This is a genomic window from Streptomyces sp. FXJ1.172 (genome assembly GCF_001636945.3).
Taxonomy (GTDB): domain Bacteria; phylum Actinomycetota; class Actinomycetes; order Streptomycetales; family Streptomycetaceae; genus Streptomyces.
Genome location: NZ_CP119133.2, coordinates 1,591,104 through 1,609,476 on the forward strand (window position 1 = coordinate 1,591,104; position 18,373 = coordinate 1,609,476).

Below are 18,373 nucleotides of genomic sequence, written 5' to 3' on the forward strand. Positions count from 1 at the left end.
ACTTTACCCCCCGCACGGGCGTGTCAACCCTTGCACAACTTCCACACGAGCAACAAGGCACCCGCACAATATCGACAGTTTGAAAGAAAGTCAGAAATGAAGCGGTCCCGCCTGTTCGTGTGCGGCCGCATTCGGTATTGCGAGCGCCCCGTGTGAAGGGTACGCACGCACCGGCCGGCCGCGCTCGCTGCCGGGCGGCGCGGCCCGGGTGGTGGACTGGGTCCGGCCCTCTCGGAAGGCCCCGCTCCGCCTGCCCCGCCGGCGGCCCCGGCAGCTTCCCCCGCCGGTCCGGGCAGGCCGGACCGGCGCGGGTCCGCGCGCCGGTCCCGGCGCTCAGATCTGCCAGGAACGCAGCCGGTCGGCGGCGCCGTAGACGTCCGCCTTGCCGGAGATCAGGTCGCGGGCGAGGTCGACGAGGGCGCCGTAGGGCGGGTCGATGCCGACGCCGCTGACGAACATGTAGGCCACGGCGGTGGCGCAGGCGAAGCGGGCGTTGGCCGCGGGCAGCGGCTTGAGCACGGCGAGGGTGTGCAGCAGGGCCGCGGCCCGCCAGGCGGGGTCGGAGTCCACGCCGAGCCGGGGCGGGTCGACGCGGTGCCGGGCGACGGCGGCGACCAGCGCGGAGAAGTCGTCGACCGAGGGCTGGTCGGGCAGGACCTCCTCATGGCGCTGGAGCAGCCAGGGGACGTCGATATGGATGACGGAGGGCATCGATCAGGCGGCCTCGTCCTTGGCGGGGGGCTCGTCGTCGGGGAAGGCCGCCGCGAATTCCTGGGCGTGCGCGGCGAAGAACTGGCGGAAGGCCTCGGCGCCCTCCTGCAGCGCCCGGTGCCGGGCGATGTCGGCGGCGGCGGCCTCACGCACGAGGGCCTTCATCGACGTACCGCGCTCCTTGGCGATCTGCCGCAGGTCCTCAAGTTCCCGGTCGCTGAACTCCACGTTGAGAGCTGGCATGCCCCTCACGGTACCGTGCGGGTACTTACCCGTAAATAGCACCAGGTCAGAGGCTATCCGGCACGGTACCTGAAAGATGAGAGGGTCATGTCCGATTTCCGCCGGTCCCGGGGTGGCGGGCGCAGCAGACTCGGCAGCACGGAAACGGAAAGACGACCGGATCACCACGGGACACCAGGAGTACCGATGACCACCCGCACCGTGCACACCGTCCACCCGAGCCCGCTGGGCGACCTGCTGCTGACCGGCACGGTCTCGGCGGCCGGCCTCACGCTCACCTCGCTCACCCTGCCCGGGCAGCGCGGCGCGCCCGCCGTCCGCGCCGAGGACCGCGACGACGCGCCGTTCGCCGATGCGCACTGCCGCCTGGAGGCCTACTTCGCGGGCCGCCCGGTCCGCTTCGACCTGCCGCTCGCGCCCGCCGGCACCGCCTTCCAGCAGGCGGTCTGGCAGGCCCTGGACAGCGTCCCCCACGGCACGACGACCACGTACGGCGCTCTGGCCGCCCGGCTGGGCGTGCCGCGCACCGAACTGCGCGCGGTGGGCCGGGCCCTGGGAGCCAACCCGCTCCTGCTCGTCCGCCCCTGCCACCGGGTGATCGGTGCGGACGGTTCGATGCGCGGGTACGCGGGCGGCGTCGCACGCAAGGTGTGGCTGCTGACGCACGAGGGCGCGCTGCAGCCGGCGCTGGTGTGAGGGAGGCCGTGATGCCGTTGACCCCGGCCGAGGCACGCCGGCGCGTGGCCGGCACCGACTGGGCCGGGCTCGCCGCCGAGTTGGACGAGCAGGGCTGTGCGCCCACCGGTCCGCTGCTGACGCCCGCCGAGTGCGCCGGCATGGCCGCGCTGTACGACGAGCCGGAGCTGTTCCGGACGACGGTCGACCTGGCCCGGCACCGGTTCGGCTCCGGACAGTACCGCTATTTCACCCATGACCTGCCCGCCCCGGTGGCCGCGTTGCGTGCCGCGCTCTATCCCCGGCTGCTGCCGGTCGCCCGGGACTGGGCGGCCCGCCTGGACCGCCCGGCGCCCTGGCCCGACTCGCTCGAGGCGTGGCTGGAGCACTGCCACGCCGCGGGCCAGGACCGCTCGGCGCAGATCCTGCTCAGCTACGGGCCCGGCGACTGGAACGCCCTGCACCGGGACGTGTTCGGCGAGCTGGTCTTCCCGCTCCAGGTGGTGATCGGGCTGGACGTGTACGGCACGGACTACACCGGCGGCGAGTTCCTCGTGGTCGAGCAGCGCCCGCGTGCCCAGTCCCGGGGTACGGCGCAGATCCTGCGGCAGGGGCACGGCCTGGTGTTCACGACCCGGGACCACCCCGTGCGCACCCGTCGCGGCTGGTCGGCCGGGGCGATGCGGCACGGGGTGAGCACCGTGCGTTCGGGCCGGCGGCGCACACTGGGGCTGGTGTTCCACGACGCCGCGTGAGCGAGCCCCCGGGCCGGGCCCCGGCCGGCCGCGCAGGACGCCGTCCCGGCGCCGCACGCCCCGCTACACCTCCAGCCGGCTGATCCGCACCGCCCCCTTCGCCTGACCCGGGTACGCGCTGGTGAGCGTCAGGCGCAGCCGGGAGCCGCGCACCGCGTCGAAGGTGATCACCGTCGGGCTGTCCGAGGCGGTGGCCCAGTCCGTCCTCGCGCCCGTCACCGGCGCATAGGCCCGCCCGTCCCACACCGCCACCTCGGCGCGCGCGGGCAGCGTGTGACCGGCGTCCACCGTGAAGGAGACCGCCACCCGGTCGAAGGTCCGGGTGCGCCCGGCGTCGAGGCACACCCAGTCCGTCGCGCGGGCTCCGCTGAAGGCGGGCAGCAGCGCGGTGGCCGGCTTCACGAAGGCGTTGGACCAGCCGGTGGCCGGATCGCCGTCCAGCATCGCGGCGGGCGGGGTGTCCTCGGTAGCTACGCCCGTCGGTGGTCCGCTTCACGTCGAACACCCTTGTGCCCAGCGACGTTCCGTTGAGGAACAGCTCGACGGAGGGCACGTTGGAGTACGCCCACACTTCGACCGTGGCGCCCTCCCCGAGGTCCTCGTGGTTCCAGGTCATGGGGAGCAGGTGGACCATGGGCTCGCTCGTCCACTGGCTCTTGAACAGGTGGTACATGTCCTTGGGGAATCCGGCCGTGTCGACCGCGCCGATGAAGGACGTCTTGACCGGGAAGACGTCGTACGGGGTGGGCTCGCCGATGTAGTCGATGCCGGACCACAGGAACTGGCCGGCGAACCACTTCCGGTCCCCGTCCTTCTTGTGGCCGTACTCGCCGCTCATCGTCCAGGAGGCGAGGTTGTTCTCGTAGGAGGAGGTGGCCCGTCTGCCCGGGGTGTGGTTCTCGCCGGTGTTGAGGTGCCGCGGCTCCCGCGAAGGCCTCGACCATCATCACGATGCCCAGCTCCTCGCAGGCCTGGATCATCTGCGGCGAGGGCGGGTTGTGCGAGGTGCGCAGGGCGTTCACACCCATCGACTTCATGATCCGCATCTGTCTGCGCACCGCGTCGAGGCTGATCGCCGCGCCGAGGGCGCCCTGGTCGTGGTGGAGGTCGACGCCCTTGACCTTGGTGTGGGTGCCGTTGAGGGAGAAGCCCTCGTCCGGGTCGAAGCGGCAGCCGCGGATGCCGAAGAGGGTGCTGCAGGTGTCGGTGGTGCGGCCGCCGGCGCGCAGTTCGGTGTGCAGGGTGTAGCGGTTGCCGGGGGCGCTGAAGTCCCACAGCCGCGGTTCGGGCACGGTCAGTTCATGGGTCTCGGTGGCCTGCTCGGAGACCGCGACGGTGGTGGCGGCGCGGGCGACCGTCCGGCCGTCGGGTCCGGTGATCCGGGACAGGACCGTCACGTCCGTGCCGGTGCCGGACTCGTTCACGACGCTCGTCGCGACCCGGACCAGGGCGCTGCCGGCCGAGACCCGCGGGGTGGTGACGTACGTGCCCCAGCGGGCCACGTGCACCGGTTCGGTGATCACCAGCCGTGCCCCGCGGTGGATGCCGCTGCCGGAGTACCAGCGGCTGCTCGGCAGCCGGTTCTGCACCTTGACCGCGAGGACGTTCGGCGTGCTGCCGTCGGTGTGCACCAGGCCGGTGAGGTCGAGGGCGAAGCCGGTGTAGCCGTAGGGGTGGCGGCCCAGCTCGGTGCCGTTGCAGTAGACGTAGGAGTCCATGTAGACCCCGTCGAACTCGACCGAGACGCGCTTGCCCGCGTACGCGGGCGGCAGCAAGCGTGAAGGCGACCCGGTACCAGCCGAGGCCGCCCGGCAGGAAGCCGGTGCCGCTGGTGGTGCCGTGGTCGGTGGTGGGGGTCTGCTCGATGCTCCAGTCGTGCGGGACGGTGACCTCGCGCCAGGCGGAGTCGTCGTAGCCGGGGTCGGCGGCCCGGTCGTAGGCGCCGGTCGGGTCGGTGATGCCACCGGGGTTGACCAGCGCGAAGCGCCAGCCGTCCCGCAGGGGCACGGTGTGGCGTCCGCCGGCGCCCGCGGGCTCGTCGGCGGCGAGGGCGGCCGGGGCCGCCGCGGTGCTCAGCAGTGCTCCGGCCGCGGGCGTTGCCGTGGCTGCGACCAGTACCGATCGGCGAGTGACCGTCATGGCGGCTCTTACTCATCAGGGCCCATAAGTACTCACCTGATCGAGAACCAAACAGATTCTGACGGCCTGCCATACACGATCGTCAAGGGTCCGGAACCCGGTGTCCGCCGCTTGCGGCACATCGGCCTGAAGTCCCCCTTGACCCTGTTCGACGGACCGGCCGGGCAGCCGGGGGCCACGGTTCACGGGAGGGTGCGAAGCACTACGCTGGAACGGAAGCGGTGCCACCTGTTCACTGTGAGTGTGCGCTTGGGAGCGGCGACGATGAGCCGGGTCTATCCGTTCGACGAGGCGGCGACGGCCCGGGCTGTCATCGACGGCGACGGGACGCTGGTGGAGTGGAACGAGGGCGCGCGGCGTCTGCTCGGCCACCCGGCCGAGGCCGTCCTGGGCCGCCCCGCCGCCCGGCTGCTGGCGGGGGGCGGCACCCCGGCCGTCCCCACGGGCGCCCGCTGGCAGGGCACGGTCGGATTGCGCCACCTGGACGGCCGAACGGTCCCGGTCTGGCTGCTCGCCCACCGCCGGCCGCCCCGCGACGGACACGGCGGCGGCTGGCTCGTGGTCACCCCGCTGACCGGCCGTGAGCCGCCCGCCGCCGACGACCCGCTCGCCGAGGCGGGCCTCGTCCAGTCACCGTGCGCGCTCGCCGTGTACGACGAGAAGCTGCGGCTGCGCCGGATGAACGACGCCATGGCCGAGGTCGTCGGCCTGTCCGAGGAGCGGGTCCGGGGCCTCAGAGTCGCGGAGATCGGCGGCAGACCGCAGAGCGAGGAGCTGGAGCAGGCCATGCTCCAGGTGCTGATCAGCGGCACAGCGCAGGACGTGCAGACCTTCACCCGCACCGGCGGCGAGGACCGCGCCCACGCCTGGCTCGCCCGGATGGCCCCGGTCAACGACCGCGAGGGCCGGGTGCGGGGCGTGTGCCTGGCCGCGCACGACATCACCGACAACTACCGCGCCCGGCAGCGGCTGCAGCTGGTGAACGAGGCGAGCGTGCGCATCGGCAGCACCCTCGACGTCACCCGTACGGCCCAGGAACTGGCCGACGTGTGCGTGCCCGCCCTCGCCGACTTCGTCACCGTCGACCTGCTGGACCCGCACGAGCACGGCGGCGAGCCCCCGGCCGGCATCACGGCGCCGGTGCTCCTGCGCCGCATCGCCCACCGGTCGGTGCACCCGCAGGTGCCGGAGGCGGTGATCGGTCCCGGACAGGCCGAGGAGTACCCGGCCGGCTCGCCGCAGGCCGACTCGCTGACCGCGGGCCACGCGATCGTCGCCTCCGTGGCCGAGGGGGACATGGACGCCTGGCTGACCTGGCACACCGCGCGCGCCCGGCGGGTCAGGGAGTTCGGCATGCACTCCTCGATGTCGGTACCGATCCGGGCGCGCGGGCTGACCCTCGGCGTCGCGGTGTTCACCCGGCACCAGCGCCCGGAGGCGTTCACCGCGGACGACGTGCTGCTGGCCGAGGAGATCACCGCCCGCGCCGCCGTCTGCATCGACAACGCCCGCCGCTACTCCCGCGAGCGGGAGACCGCCCTCGCCCTCCAGCGCAGCCTGCTGCCCCGCACCCTGCCGCGCACGGCCGCGCTGGAGGTCGCCTCCCGCTACCTGCCGGCCGCGCGGGCTGCCGGGGTCGGCGGCGACTGGTTCGATGTGATCCCGCTGTCCGGGATGCGGGTCGCGATGGTCGTCGGGGACGTCGTCGGCCACGGCGTCGAGGCCTCGGCCACCATGGGCCGGCTGCGCACGGCCGTACGCACCCTCGCCGACATCGACCTCGCCCCGGACGAGCTGCTCACCCACCTGAACGACCTGGTGGTCCGGCTGTCGGAGGAGTCCGGCGTCGACGGCGGCCCCGGTGAGGTCGGCGCGACCTGCCTGTACGCCGTCTACGACCCGGTGTCCCGGTGCTGCACCCTGGCCCGCGCCGGGCATCCGCCGCCCGTGCTGCTGCAGCCGGGCGGCGCGCCCCGGGCCGTGGACCTGCCCGCCGGTCCCCCGCTGGGTCTGGGCGGGCTGCCGTTCGAGTCCACCGAGGTCGAACTGCCCGAGGGCGCCGTCCTCGCCCTGTACACGGACGGACTGGTGTGGTCCCGGCAGCGGGAGGATCCGGACACGATCCGTGCACGGCTGTACGCGGCGCTCGGGGCCTGCGCGGACCCCCTGGACGCGACCTGCGACCGCGTCCTGCGCACCCTGCTGCCACCGGGCGGTGCCGCCGACGACGTGGCGCTGCTGCTCGCCCGCACCCGGGGCCTGCCCGCCTCGCAGGTGGCGACCTGGAACATCCCGGCCGACCCGGCGCTCGTCGCACCGATCCGCAAGCAGGTCGTGGAGCAGCTGGACACCTGGAGGCTGAGCGAGGCGTCGTTCACGGCGGAGCTGGTGGTCAGCGAGCTGGTCACCAACGCCATCCGGTACGGCGCCCACCCCATACGGCTGCGGCTGATCCACGACGCGGCCACGCTGATCTGCGAGGTGTCCGACACCAACCACACGGCCCCGCACCTGCGCCGGGCCAAGACCTTCGACGAGGGCGGCAGGGGCCTGCTGCTGGTCGCCCAGCTCACCCAGCGCTGGGGCAGCCGGCACACCCCCGAGGGCAAGACGATCTGGGCGGAGCTGTCCCTCCTCGAGGCGGACCAGTAGGGCTCAGGAGCCCGCGAGCCAGGGCCGTACCTGCTTGCGGGCCTCGTGCAGACGGGACTTGAGGGTGCCGAGCGGGATGCCGACGCGCTCGGCGACCTCGGCGTAGTCCAGCTGGCAGATGTCCCGGTAGACCAGCGGCGCGACCAGATGCGGATGTGTCCGCTCCAGCCGGTCCAGCGCCTCCAGCAGGTCCACCCGGGAGCCGGCGATGACGCTGGTGGTGCGCGGGTCGACGGCGGACGCGGGCTCGATGGCCGCCGGCTGCTCGGCGGCCCGCCGCTTCAGCTCGCGGTACTTCTGCCGGCAGCAGTTGGCCACCACGGTGTACAGCCAGGTGCCGAAGCGGCTGCGGCCCTCGAACGCGGTGATGTGCCGGGCCACCTGGAGCAGCACGTCCTGGGCGGCCTCCTCGGCGTCCTCCCGGCAGGGCAGGAAACGCGCGCTGCGGCGCACGACCTCCGGCCGGATCTCGGCCAGCAGCCGGTCCAGTGCGGCGCTGTCGCCGGCGGCCGCCCGCCGGGCGAGTTCTTCCATCGGCGCCTGGTCCTGCACGGACGGGCCCTCCTTCGAGTCGATCTCAGGGCAGGCATGATAGTCGTATGCACTCCCTGGAGCGGATCGGCCGCTACCGCCTCGAACGGCCGCTGGGCAGCGGCGCCTTCGCCACGGTGTGGCTCGCCCGTGACGAAGAACTCCAGGCCCCGGTCGCGGTGAAGGTCCTCGCCGAGAACTGGACGCACCGGCTCGACATCAGGGAGCGCTTCCTGTCCGAGGCCCGGCTGCTGCGCCGGGCCGGCTCCAGCCGGATCGTGCAGGTCTACGACATCGGCCAACTCCCGGACGGCAGGCCGTACTTCGTGATGGAGTACGCCGACGGCGGCACCCTCGCCGATCTGCTGGCCGGCGGCCCGCTGCCGGTGCCCGACGCGCTGGCGCTGACCGCGGAGGCCGCGCGCAGTGCCGCCGCGCTGCACGAGGCGGGCATCGTGCACCGCGACATCAAGCCGACCAACGTGCTGCTGCACACCGCCCCGGACGGCACCCGGCGGCTGCTGCTGGCCGACCTGGGCCTGGCCAAGAGCCTCGCGCAGGCCTCGGTGCTCACGCTGGCCGCGGGCTCGGCGGGCTATCAGCCGCCCGAGCAGGCCGAGCCCGGCGAGGGCATCGACGAGCGGGCCGACGTCTACAGCCTGGGCGCGGTCGGCTACGAGCTGGTCACCGGGACCGTGCCGGGCGCCCCGGGCCGGGTCGTACCGCCCCGGCGGCTGCGCCCGGACCTCGGCGAGGACGTGGAGCGGGCGCTGCTGCGTGCGCTGGAGCCGGACCGGGCCCGGCGCTGGCCCGGCGCGCAGGCGTTCGCGCAGGAGCTGGACCGGCTGGCGGCGGCCCCGCAGGCGGCAGGGTCCGCCGGCCGGCGGCTGGACGGCGTGCGCGGGCGGCTGAACGTCCTCACGCTGACGCTGGCGGCGGTCGCGGCCGCCGCGGCTGCCGCGGTCGCGGTGACCGTGCTCCTCCACCACGGCAGCGGAGCGGACGGGACGCGGGTGACGGACGCGACGGGGCGGGTGGTCGTACAGGTGCCCGTCGGCTGGGGCCATGAGCTGCGCAACTCCGGCTGGGACCCGAGCGCGCTGGGCCTCGGCAAGGGGCACGAACCGGGGCTGGTGGTCGCCGACGACCTGACCCGGTGGTCAGATCTGGGCAAGCCCGTGGACGGCGTGTTCATCGGGCTGAGCGAGCACGGCGACGTCACGGCGAAGGTGAAGGCGCTCGCCCACTCCGGCTGCAGCTACTCCGGCAGCCGCACGTTCGCCGACAGCGCCTTCCACGGTCTGGTGCGGGCCTGGAGCGGCTGCCCGGACGGCGGCTCGGTCACGGAGTCCGCGCTGACCCCGGCGGACGGCTCCGGTCAGCCCGAGGTGTACGTACAGGTGCGCGAGCAGGGAACCGGCGACGCCACGGACGCCGTACTCCGTTCGCTGCGGGTGGGCTGAGGGACGCCTGCCCGGGGCCGGGGCGGGGAAAGTACCCTGCGTGTGCCGAACTTTTCGGGCGCTGCGCGCATCGGAGTGGGGTGACGGCGCACTCGGCGCCGCAGGCACGCGTCCCTCGCGTGCCGTGATCATCCAGGAGTGTTGAGCGACATGGTGTACGCACCCCGGTCCGCGCGGCACGGGGCCCTGCTCGTCGGTTCGTTCGCCGTGCTGGGCCTCCTGACCGCCTGTGGCAGCAGCAGCCACGACGTCCACAGCAGCCCCCCTCTCACCTCGTCCGGCACGGCCGCGCCCGCGACGGGCGGCACCCAGAGCCCGGTGTCCGCCACGTCCGTCCCGTCCGCCGCCACCACCGGCCCGGGCGCCGCCGCGTCGTCCGCCCCCCGGGCGACGACCTCCGCGGGCGGCGCTGCGACCACCTCGGCAGCGTCGGGTTCCCGCTGCCACACCTCTGAGCTGCGCGCCTCCGTGGGCCGCAACGACCCCGGCGCCGGCCAGGAGAACTTCCCGGTCGTGCTCACCAACGCCTCCGCCCGCACCTGCACCCTGCACGGCTATCCGGGCGCCGCGTTCGTGAACGCCTCCGGCACCCAGCTCGGCCCGGACCCCAAGCGGGAGTCGGGTTCCCCGGTCACGATCACGCTCAAGCCCGGGCAGAGCGCCTGGGCCGGGCTGACCTTCTCCAACCCCGGCGTCAGCGGCGCCAAGACGGCCACCCCGGCCGCGCTGGTGGTCACGCCGCCGGACGAGCGCGACTCCCTGAAGGTCGCGTGGGCGGGCGGAGCGGTCCCCGTGGGCGGGAACTCCTCGTCCGTCTTCCTGTCGGTGTTCGCCCCTGGCACCGCTCCCTGACCTGCGCAGAAGCTCTCCACGAAACCCCGCTGCCCCGAGCCAGGGCAGCGGGGTTCGTCATGAGCGCGCCACAACTGTCACAGGACGGCAACAGCAGCTCCTTGCCGCGATCTTTCTTCCTGTTCCGGCGATCGAACCCGTCGACCGCACGGCGAGCAGGCCCCGCGGGGGGCCGAGAGAAGGAAATCGGGGTCAAGATGAGCGGGATCTCACGCAGGCGGGTGCTGACGGCGGGCGCGGCCGCGGGCGCCCTGGGCACGCTGGCCGCGTGCTCCTCCGGCACCGGCCTGTCGGTCGGCGGCCCGGGCTCCGGCGGCAAGGACACCGCCCAGGCCCGGCCGGCGAGGCTGATCGGCGACGGCTCCACCGCCGACACCGGCGCCCAGCCGCACCAGCCGACGCCCGAGCGGCTGAAGCCGGGCCAGAAGCCGCCGCAGTTCGTGGTGTTCTCCTGGGACGGCGCGGGCGAGCTGAGCAACGGACTGTTCTCCCGGTTCCGCAAGGTGGCCGCCGACCACGGCGCCAAGATGACGTTCTTCCTCAGCGGCATCTACGCCCTGCCCGAGTCCAAGAAGCACCTGTACCGCCCGCCGCAGCACCCGGTCGGCGCCTCGGCCATCGGCTACCTCGCCGACCGGCACATCCACGCCACCCTCCAGGAGGTCCGGTCGGCCTGGCTGGCGGGCCATGAGATAGGCACGCACTTCAACGGGCACTTCTGCGGCGCGGGCGGCGTGCGCAACTGGTCCCCGGCCGAGTGGCGCAGCGAGATCGAGCAGGCCAAGAGCTTTGTGACGCAGTGGAAGACCAACACCGGCTTCACGGACCTGGACCCGCTGCCCTTCGACTACGACAAGGAGCTGATCGGCGGCCGCACTCCCTGTCTGGAGGGCCAGTCCAACCTGCTGCCCACGGCCGCGGCCCTCGGCTGGAAGTACGACGCCAGCTCCCCCGGCGGGCTGCAGATCTGGCCGGGCAAGGTGCAGGGCGGAAAGATCTGGGACTTCCCGCTGCAGTCCATACCCTTCCCCGGGCACTCCTTCCAGGTGCTGTCGATGGACTACAACATGATGTTCAACCAGTCCGGCGGCAACCCGACCGGCGACCGCGCCCAGTACGACGCCTGGCGCACCCAGGCCCGGGACGCCTACGTCGCGGGCTTCCAGCGCGCCTACACGACCAACCGCGCCCCCTTCTTCATCGGCAACCACTTCGAACGCTGGAACGGCGGCATCTACATGGACGCCGTCGAGGAGGCGATCGGCAAGATGGCGGCGTACGGCGACGACGTGCGCTTCGTGTCGTTCCAGCAGCTCGTGCACTGGCTGGAGGCACAGGACCCGGCGGTGCTGCGCAAGCTGCGCACCCTGGTGCCCGGGCAGTCCCCGGCGGGCGACTGGGCCGAGTTCCTGGGTACGGCGGGCAGCCGGTCCTCCTGAGCGCGTGCACGGTCGTCTGTTTTCATGGGCGGGCACCGCATGATCGATCTGGATCGCCCGGAGAGGTACCCGCCCTGAACACCCCGCTCGCCGAAGCACTGTCCGCCGTACTGCTCGCCGCCGTTCTCGCCTGGGCCGTGGTACGGCCCTTCGGCTGGCCGGAGGCGGCCATGGCCGTCCCGGCCGCCGGGATCGCGGTCGCCACCGGCGCCATCTCCCTCGGTCACGCCCGGGCCGAGGCGGAACGGCTCGGCCCGGTGGTCGGGTTCCTGGCGGCCGTGCTGGTGCTCGCCCACTTCTGCGACGTGGAGGGGCTGTTCCAGGCATGCGGGGCCTGGACGGCCCGGTGGGCGGCGGGCCGGCCGGTGCGGCTGCTGACGGCGGTCTTCGCACTGGCCTCCGCCATCACGGCCGTCCTCAGCCTGGACGCCACGATCGTGCTGCTCACCCCGGTGGTCTTCGCCACGGCCGCGCGCACCGGCGTACGGCCCAAACCGCACGTCTACGCCTGTACGCATCTGTCGAACACCGCGTCGCTGCTGCTGCCGGTGTCCAACCTGACGAACCTGCTGGCGTTCGCGGCCAGCGGGCTGAGTTTCACCCGGTTCGCCGCGCTGATGGCACTGCCGTGGCTGGCGGCGATCGGGGCCGAGTACGTCGTGTTCCGCAAGTTCTTCGCCCAGGATCTCGCCGCGGCCGCCCCCGTGGGCGAGGACACCGGCGAGCCTTACCCCCTCCCGCTGTTCGCCCTGGCCACCGTCGGCTGCACGCTGGCGGGGTTCGTGGTGGCCTCGGCGTTCGGGGTCGAGCCGGCCTGGGTCGCGGCGGCGGGCGCCCTGGTGCTGGCGGGCCGGGCGCTGGTGCGCCGCAGGGCGACCCCGCTGACCGTGGTACGGGCGGCCGCCCCCTCCTTCCTCGCGTTCGTTCTGGCGCTCGGGATCGTGGTGCGGGCGGTCGTCGACAACGGGCTCGCGGACGTCCTCGGGCATGTGGTGCCGGGTGGCACGGGGCTGCCCGCACTGCTCGGGATCGCCGCGCTGGCCGGCGTCCTGGCGAACCTGATCAACAACCTTCCCGCGGTACTGGTGCTCCTGCCGCCGGCCGTGCCGAGCGGGCCGGGGGCGGTGCTGGCGGTACTGCTCGGGGTGAACATCGGCCCGAACCTGACCTACGCCGGATCGCTGGCGACGCTGCTGTGGCGGCGGATCGTGCACCAGCACGAGCACGGTGTGGATCTCAAGGAGTTCACCCGGCTGGGCCTGATCGCCGTGCCGTCCTCGCTCGCGGTCGCGGTGGTGGCACTGTGGGGGGCGCTGCAGATCTTCTGAGGGTTGTCCGAGATCCGGGAGGCCGACCGGATGCGTGTGATCGCCTGGCTCGTCGAGGGCACCTGGCCCGCCTGCGTGGACGCCGTGGGGGCCCACGCGCCGGAGGATGCCGAGGTGGTGCTGCTGCACGTGAGCGACGCCGGGGCGGCGGGCCTCGCGCACGGGGCGTTCGCCGGGCTGCTCGGACGGGGGCACCCGTTGGGGCACCTCCCGGCCGAAGGGTGGCAGAGGGATCCGGGCGACCGGCTGGAGGCGCTCGGCGGGAGTTCGGCGGCCGCGCTGCTCGACGCGGCGGCCCGGCGGCTGGGCCGGCCGTGTGCGCGAGCGGAGCGGACGGGCCGGCCCGAGCGGGAGGTGGTGGCCGCCTGCGAGGGCGCCGGTCTGCTGGTGCTGGCCCGCGACGGCGACCGGTCCCGGCTCGGGCCGCACAGCCTCGGCCCGGCGGTCCGCTTCGCCGTCGACCACGCGCCCTGCCCGGTCCTGCTGGTGTGGCCGGAACCCGCCCCGCCCCTGGGCACGATCCCGCCACCGCCGCCGCACCGTCCCTGAGTCAGCGGCGGTGCCACCCGCCGCCTCCCCCGTAACCTCCGCCGCCCCAGCCGCAGTAGTACGGGGAGGCGGAGCAGGGATCGGGTGTGGGCGTCGGTGCGGCGGTGGTGTGCGGGAGAGCCGGGGCCGGCGGCGAAGGGGCCCTGGACGCCCGGGGGGCGGGCGTCGCCCCGGGGGTCGTGGGGCGGGGGGTGACGGCCGGCGAAGGGGCGCTGCGGCTGTCCCAGTTGACGATCTGCATCTGCAGCTCGGGCTTCGCGGTGTCGACGGACCAGCGCTGGTCGGCGCCGGTGGCGCGGTCCTTGGTGACCAGGGCGCCGGAGCCGTCGGTGGCGGCCGGGGTGAGCGCCAGCTCCTGGTTCCAGCGGGGTACGAGGACGCCCTGGAGCGTGAAGTCGTAGCGGATGTTCCGGGCGGCGCTGCCGGTGGCCGAACAGGGGGCGAGGCGGACCGAGTAGCCGAGGCTGGAGTCCAGGCACAGGTCGGGCGCGGCGGAGTTGCGCAGCCGTCCGTCGGTCTCGTACGTCCACTGCTCGCCCGGGCTCGCTCCGCAGGGCGCGAGTTGGGTCTCGGCGCCCTTGACGGCCTTGCCGCCGACGACGCCGACGCACAGTCCGGAGGCGAGGTTGTGCAGCCGGCCGTGCAGCGCGCCCTGTCCGGCCGCGCTCGCGCCGGCCCAGGACGCGCCGGGACTCGGGGCGCCCTTGCCGGGCGCCGGCGAGGACGCGCCGGACCCGCGCGGGGCCGGGCCGTCACCGGAGCCGAGCACCGACCACAGCACCAGGGGCAGCACTACCAGGGCGCTGACGGTGCCGACGGCCAGGGCGAGGTTACGGCGCCGGGCGCGGCGGGCGGCGCGCAGGGCCGAACGGCGGGAGGGGGCGCTCCCGTCGGGGTCGGCCGGAGTGCCGGGGGTGGCGGATCCGGTGCGGGCGGCAACGCGGCGCCTGCGCGCCGGCCCGGTGGAGTCATGGGGGCGCGTGGCCCCGGTGTCGCCGGGGCCGGGCCGGCGTGCGGACCGGAGGGACTCGCGGCGGCGCGTGGCCTCGGCGAAGCGCCGCCGGCGCGCGGCCTCGGCCGGGTCGTCGCCGTCCGTGGGCTCGGTGGACAGGAAGGCCTCGCCGGACGGGGGCGGTGTCATGGACGCGGGGTCCGGGGCCGGTGCGGCGGGCTCCTCGGCGCGGCGCGCGCGGGACTCCACATAGGCGCGGGCGCCCCAGCCGAGCACCGCCTCGGCCAGCGGCAGGCCCAATCCCGTGTTGAACGCGTCGAGTTGGCCGGCGGTCCGGCGGCAGTGGGTGCAGCGGTCCAGGTGCCCGCGCAGGTCCGGGTCCATCTCGATGCCACCGCGGCGGAACGTCACGTCGAGCAGGCGCAGATAGCGCTGGCACTCGGCCTCGGGGGCGAGTTCGCGGTGGGCCTGGAGGCATTCCTCGCGCAGCCGCTCCCGGGCCCGGCCCAGTTCGACGCGGGCTTCCTCCTCGTCCAGGCCGAGCAGGGCCGCGGGCACGGCGAGCGGCTCGGCCTCGACCAGCGTGTGCCACAGCACGGCGCGGGAGATCTGGGGCACCCGCTGGAAGGCGCGGGACAGCAGCCGCCGGGCGGGCGGCGGCAGCAGCCGGGCGGCGGCCCGCTCACCGGTGGCGGCGGACCGCAGCGCCGGGTGGAGGAGTTCCTGGCGGCCGTCGGTGTCCCACTCGGCGGCGATCCGGCGGACGGCGACCAGCACGGGGGGCCGCCAGGCGGCGGTCGGGCCGGCCTGCCGGAGCGAGGCGCCGAAGAGCCGGGTGAAGGCGGCGGTGGTGAGCATGCCGGCGGCACGCGGGCCGTCCGTGCACAACCGGGCGTAGGCGAAGGCCGCTTCCCAGTGCCGGTCGAGCAGTTCGCCGACGGGATGGAGCGCGGGGGTCACGCCCGTCCACTTCTTCAGTTCGGCGCTGAGTTGCTCGTCCGACAGGCCTGCCTCATTCACGGCCGCATTCCTCCAGACGCGATTCGGGATTTAGTCCATACCAACGAGTATGGGGAGGTCATGGGCGGCTCGAACGTCCACCTGAGGCGGCTCTTTTGAAGCGTGGGGGTGTACGAGGAGCAGCCTGACGCATGCAGCGGGGAATGTAATTGTCTGCACGCGGACAGCGCACACTTTCGCACAGCGCGGCGCTTTTGAACAAGGGATCCCACACTTTTCTGCATTCCCTGCGGCGGCCCGCCTATTGACGTTTTGTCAAAGGCAGTTCGCCGACGGAATCCAATTCCTCCCGTTGGCGCCGTTCACCCGCCCGGTAGGCGCCCGGCGGCACCCCGTGGCGCGCCCGGAAGACCCGGCTGAAGTGGAAGGGGCTCGGGAATCCGGAGGCGGCCGCCACCCGCTCCACCGTCAGGTCGGTGGCCTCGAGGAGCCGGGCCGCATGCCGCAGCCGGGCCTCGCGCACGGCCCGCATCGGGGACCGGCCGGTGCACAGCGTGAACAGGTGCGCGAAGCGGGACGGCGACAGCGCGACACCTTCGGCGAGCGAACGGACGGTGTGCGGGGCGCCCGGCGCGGCGGCGATCAGCTCCTCGGCGCGCCGCACCCGGGCATCGCCCTCCGGCGCCGGAACGCCGGCCCGGCTGCCGAAGGCGGCGAGCAGGACGACCTCCTCCAGCGCGCAGAGCGCCAGCTCCCGCTCCAGGCGGGCCTCGGCCACGGCGACCGGCTCCGGACCGCGGGCACCGGCGAGCATCCGGTCGAAGGCCGCCCCGATCCGGTCGTGCAGGGCGGCGGGGACGCACGGCACGGTATACAGACCGTCGGCCGCTTCGTACGGCGCGAGCCAGGGCGTCCAGGACGGGCGGGCCCGGCAGTGTGTCCACCAGAACCGCCAGCGCCCGGCGCCGGGCGCGACCGGAGAGCGAGGGTGCGGGTCCGTGCGGCACCCCGTTCGCGCCGCACGGACCCCATTGATCCGGCGCGGGCTCAGTGGCCGCTGATCGCCCGTGCCGTGTACGGCTGCTCCAGTTCCTCGATCTCCTTCTCGCTCAGGTCCAGTTCCACGGACGCCACCGCGTCCTCGATGTGGTGGGGCTTGGCAGCGCCCACGATCGGGGCCGCCACCGTGTTCTGGTGCAGCAGCCAGGCGAGGGCCACCTGGGCGCGGGGTACGCCGCGTGCCTGGGCGATCCGGGTGACGGCTTCGACGATCGAGCGGTCGCTGTCCAGGTACAGCCGGCTGCCGAAGTTGTCGCCCGCGCTGCGCTCGGTGACGGTGCCCCAGTCGCGGGTGAGCCGGCCCCGGGCGAGCGGGCTCCACGGCAGCACGCCGACGCCCTGGTCCGCGCAGAGCGGCAGCATCTCCCGCTCCTCCTCGCGGTAGAGCAGGTTGTAGTGGTTCTGCATGGACACGAACTTCGTCCAGCCGTGCCGCTCGGCGGTGTACTGCAGCTTGGAGAACTCCCACGCGTACATCGAACTCGCCCCGATGTAGCGGACCTTGCCCGCCTTGACCAGGTCGTGCAGCGCCTCCATCGTCTCCTCGGCCCCGGTGGCGTGGTCGTAGCGGTGGATCTTGTAGAGGTCCACGTAGTCGGTGCCCAGGCGGCGCAGGCTGTGGTCGATCTCGGCCATGACGGCCTTGCGGGACAGCCCGGCCCCGTTGGGGCCCGGGCGCATCCGGCCGTTCACCTTGGTGGCCAGCACGATCTCGTCGCGGTTCGCGAAGTCGCGCAGGGCCCTGCCGACGATCTCCTCGCTGGTGCCGTCGGAGTAGACGTTGGCGGTGTCGAAGAAGTTGATGCCCGCCTCCAACGCCTGCCGGATGAGCGGGCGGGAAGCCTCCTCGTCGAGGGTCCACTCGTGGACACCGCGGTCGGGCAGACCGTAGGTCATGCAGCCCAGACAGATCCGCGACACGTCCAGGCCGGTGGAACCGAGCTTCACGTACTGCATCGATGCTGCTCCCGCCGTCGGAAACGATGGTCACGACCGAGCGTACGACCTGACCGGGCGCCGACTTGACTATGAGAACGCGCGGGCGATTTGATCCTGACACGTGCCGCGCCGCCCGGCGTGGGCAGGATGGAGCGGACGTGCCCCCCACGGGTGTTCTCCGCGCCGCGGCTTCCCGAAGGACCGCAGGCGCCCTGGCAGCGGCCCTGATCGTCACCGCCGCGGCCCTGGCCGGCTGTTCCGCCCGTGACACCGGCGACGGCCGCGACGGGGGTGTCTCACCACGCCCGGCCGCGGTGCGCCTGCCACCGCGCCACGCCGGGTTCGACTACCAGATCGGCGGGGCCTATCCCCCGCCCGAGGGGGTGCGGATCGTCAGCCGCGACCGCTCCGACTCCCCCGCGCCGGGCCTGTACAACATCTGCTACGTCAACGCCTTCCAGGTCCAGCCCGAGGAACGCTCCTCCTGGCCGCCCGACCTGCTGCTGCGCGACGCGCACGGCAACGTCGTCATCGACGAGGACTGGAACGAGCCGCTGCTCGACATCGGCAGCCCGGCCAAGCGCGAGCGGGTGGCCGAGCGGGTGAACGGGTGGATCGACGGCTGTGCGGACAAGGGCTTCGACGCCGTCGAGCCGGACAACTACGACAGCTACACCCGCTCCCGCCACCTGCTCACCGCGTCCGACGCGACCGCGTACACGGCCCTGCTGTCCCGGCACGCGCACGCCCGGCACCTGGCCGTCGCCCAGAAGAACACCGCCGAACTGGCCGGTGAGCGCGGGCGGGCCGGGCTGGACTTCGCGGTGACGGAGGAGTGCGGACAGTACGACGAGTGCGGCGTGTACGCGAAGGCGTTCGCCGACCGCGTCGTGGACATCGAGTACACCGACAGCGGCCTGCGCAAGGCGCTCGCCCGCTGGGGCGACCGGATCAGCATCGTGCGCCGGGACCGGAACGTGACGACGCCGGGGAGCGCGCAATACGTCCGAAAGACGCGGTAGCGCTCCGCCGGGGGCCCTTGGGGCCGCTGATGCTTCGGGGCTCTCGCATTGGTGCCCTCAGGTGACCGTCCGGCGTGGGAAACGGCGGATCTTCGTACTGTCCG

The 18,373-nt window shown here is 73.7% G+C and carries 14 protein-coding genes and 3 pseudogenes; 9 read left to right on the forward strand and 8 right to left on the reverse strand.

Features of this window, described 5'->3' with window-relative positions:
• Positions 1–333 precede the first annotated feature (333 nt).
• Positions 334–711 (reverse strand): toxin Doc, encoded by a 378-nt coding sequence (locus A6P39_RS07130; RefSeq protein WP_067044164.1) that lies wholly within the window; start codon positions 709–711, stop codon positions 334–336.
• A 3-nt stretch (positions 712–714) separates the two neighbouring features.
• Positions 715–954, reverse strand: a complete 240-nt coding sequence (locus tag A6P39_RS07135; protein WP_067044165.1) for a hypothetical protein — start codon at positions 952–954, stop codon at positions 715–717.
• Positions 955–1,140: 186 nt separating this feature from the next.
• Here A6P39_RS07135 and A6P39_RS07140 point away from each other — a divergent pair, with 186 nt between their 5' ends.
• Complete coding sequence (locus tag A6P39_RS07140; protein ID WP_067044168.1) at positions 1,141–1,650, forward strand: methylated-DNA--[protein]-cysteine S-methyltransferase; 510 nt, start codon at positions 1,141–1,143, stop codon at positions 1,648–1,650.
• 11 nt (positions 1,651–1,661) lie between these two features.
• Positions 1,662–2,384, forward strand: a complete 723-nt coding sequence (locus A6P39_RS07145; protein ID WP_067044170.1) for a 2OG-Fe(II) oxygenase — start codon at positions 1,662–1,664, stop codon at positions 2,382–2,384.
• A 63-nt stretch (positions 2,385–2,447) separates the two neighbouring features.
• Here the strand turns inward: A6P39_RS07145 and A6P39_RS45450 are convergent.
• Positions 2,448–2,837 (reverse strand): annotated as a pseudogene (locus A6P39_RS45450) (discoidin domain-containing protein); the annotation flags it as partial.
• Positions 2,838–2,850: 13 nt separating this feature from the next.
• Positions 2,851–4,523: pseudogene (locus tag A6P39_RS07150) on the reverse strand (sugar-binding domain-containing protein); the annotation flags it as partial.
• Between the two features lie 264 nt (positions 4,524–4,787).
• Between A6P39_RS07150 and A6P39_RS07155 the strand changes: the two are divergent.
• Positions 4,788–7,175, forward strand: coding sequence for a SpoIIE family protein phosphatase (locus A6P39_RS07155; protein ID WP_067044173.1), 2,388 nt, complete (start codon positions 4,788–4,790; stop codon positions 7,173–7,175).
• Positions 7,176–7,178: 3 nt separating this feature from the next.
• Here A6P39_RS07155 and A6P39_RS07160 read toward each other — a convergent pair whose 3' ends face one another.
• Entirely contained in the window at positions 7,179–7,727 is a 549-nt protein-coding gene (locus tag A6P39_RS07160; RefSeq protein WP_067044176.1) for an RNA polymerase sigma factor, read from the reverse strand.
• A gap of 47 nt (positions 7,728–7,774) precedes the next feature.
• Between A6P39_RS07160 and A6P39_RS07165 the strand changes: the two genes are divergently transcribed.
• The 5 genes from A6P39_RS07165 to A6P39_RS07185 all read left to right on the forward strand — a co-directional run bounded on the left by A6P39_RS07165 (position 7,775) and on the right by A6P39_RS07185 (position 13,337).
• A complete protein-coding gene (locus tag A6P39_RS07165) occupies positions 7,775–9,169 on the forward strand; it encodes a serine/threonine-protein kinase (RefSeq protein ID WP_067044180.1) in 1,395 nt (464 codons plus the stop codon).
• 150 nt (positions 9,170–9,319) lie between these two features.
• The gene (locus A6P39_RS07170) at positions 9,320–10,021 is read left to right on the forward strand and encodes a DUF4232 domain-containing protein (protein WP_067044183.1); all 702 of its coding nucleotides are present in this window, start codon (positions 9,320–9,322) and stop codon (positions 10,019–10,021) included.
• Positions 10,022–10,218: 197 nt separating this feature from the next.
• On the forward strand, positions 10,219–11,460 hold the full coding sequence (locus A6P39_RS07175; protein ID WP_067044186.1) for a hypothetical protein: 1,242 nt from the start codon (positions 10,219–10,221) through the stop codon (positions 11,458–11,460).
• A gap of 74 nt (positions 11,461–11,534) precedes the next feature.
• Positions 11,535–12,788, forward strand: a complete 1,254-nt coding sequence (locus tag A6P39_RS07180) for an arsenic transporter (RefSeq protein WP_067044301.1) — start codon at positions 11,535–11,537, stop codon at positions 12,786–12,788.
• Between the two features lie 30 nt (positions 12,789–12,818).
• Positions 12,819–13,337, forward strand: a complete 519-nt coding sequence (locus A6P39_RS07185) for a universal stress protein (RefSeq protein WP_067044305.1) — start codon at positions 12,819–12,821, stop codon at positions 13,335–13,337.
• 1 nt (position 13,338) lies between these two features.
• Here A6P39_RS07185 and A6P39_RS07190 read toward each other — a convergent pair whose 3' ends face one another.
• The 3 genes and pseudogenes from A6P39_RS07190 to A6P39_RS07200 all read right to left on the reverse strand — a co-directional run bounded on the left by A6P39_RS07190 (position 13,339) and on the right by A6P39_RS07200 (position 17,265).
• Entirely contained in the window at positions 13,339–15,309 is a 1,971-nt protein-coding gene (locus tag A6P39_RS07190; protein WP_079133293.1) for a ricin-type beta-trefoil lectin domain protein, read from the reverse strand.
• Positions 15,310–15,550: 241 nt separating this feature from the next.
• Positions 15,551–16,225, reverse strand: a pseudogene (locus A6P39_RS07195) (helix-turn-helix domain-containing protein); the annotation flags it as partial.
• A 71-nt stretch (positions 16,226–16,296) separates the two neighbouring features.
• Positions 16,297–17,265: an aldo/keto reductase gene (locus A6P39_RS07200; RefSeq protein ID WP_067044191.1), complete on the reverse strand. Its 969-nt coding sequence runs from the start codon at positions 17,263–17,265 to the stop codon at positions 16,297–16,299.
• 140 nt (positions 17,266–17,405) lie between these two features.
• On the opposite strand from A6P39_RS07200, the gene A6P39_RS07205 reads away from it, so the two are divergent.
• The gene (locus tag A6P39_RS07205) at positions 17,406–18,269 is read left to right on the forward strand and encodes an endo alpha-1,4 polygalactosaminidase (RefSeq protein WP_067044194.1); all 864 of its coding nucleotides are present in this window, start codon (positions 17,406–17,408) and stop codon (positions 18,267–18,269) included.
• The last annotated feature ends 104 nt before the right edge of the window (positions 18,270–18,373 follow it).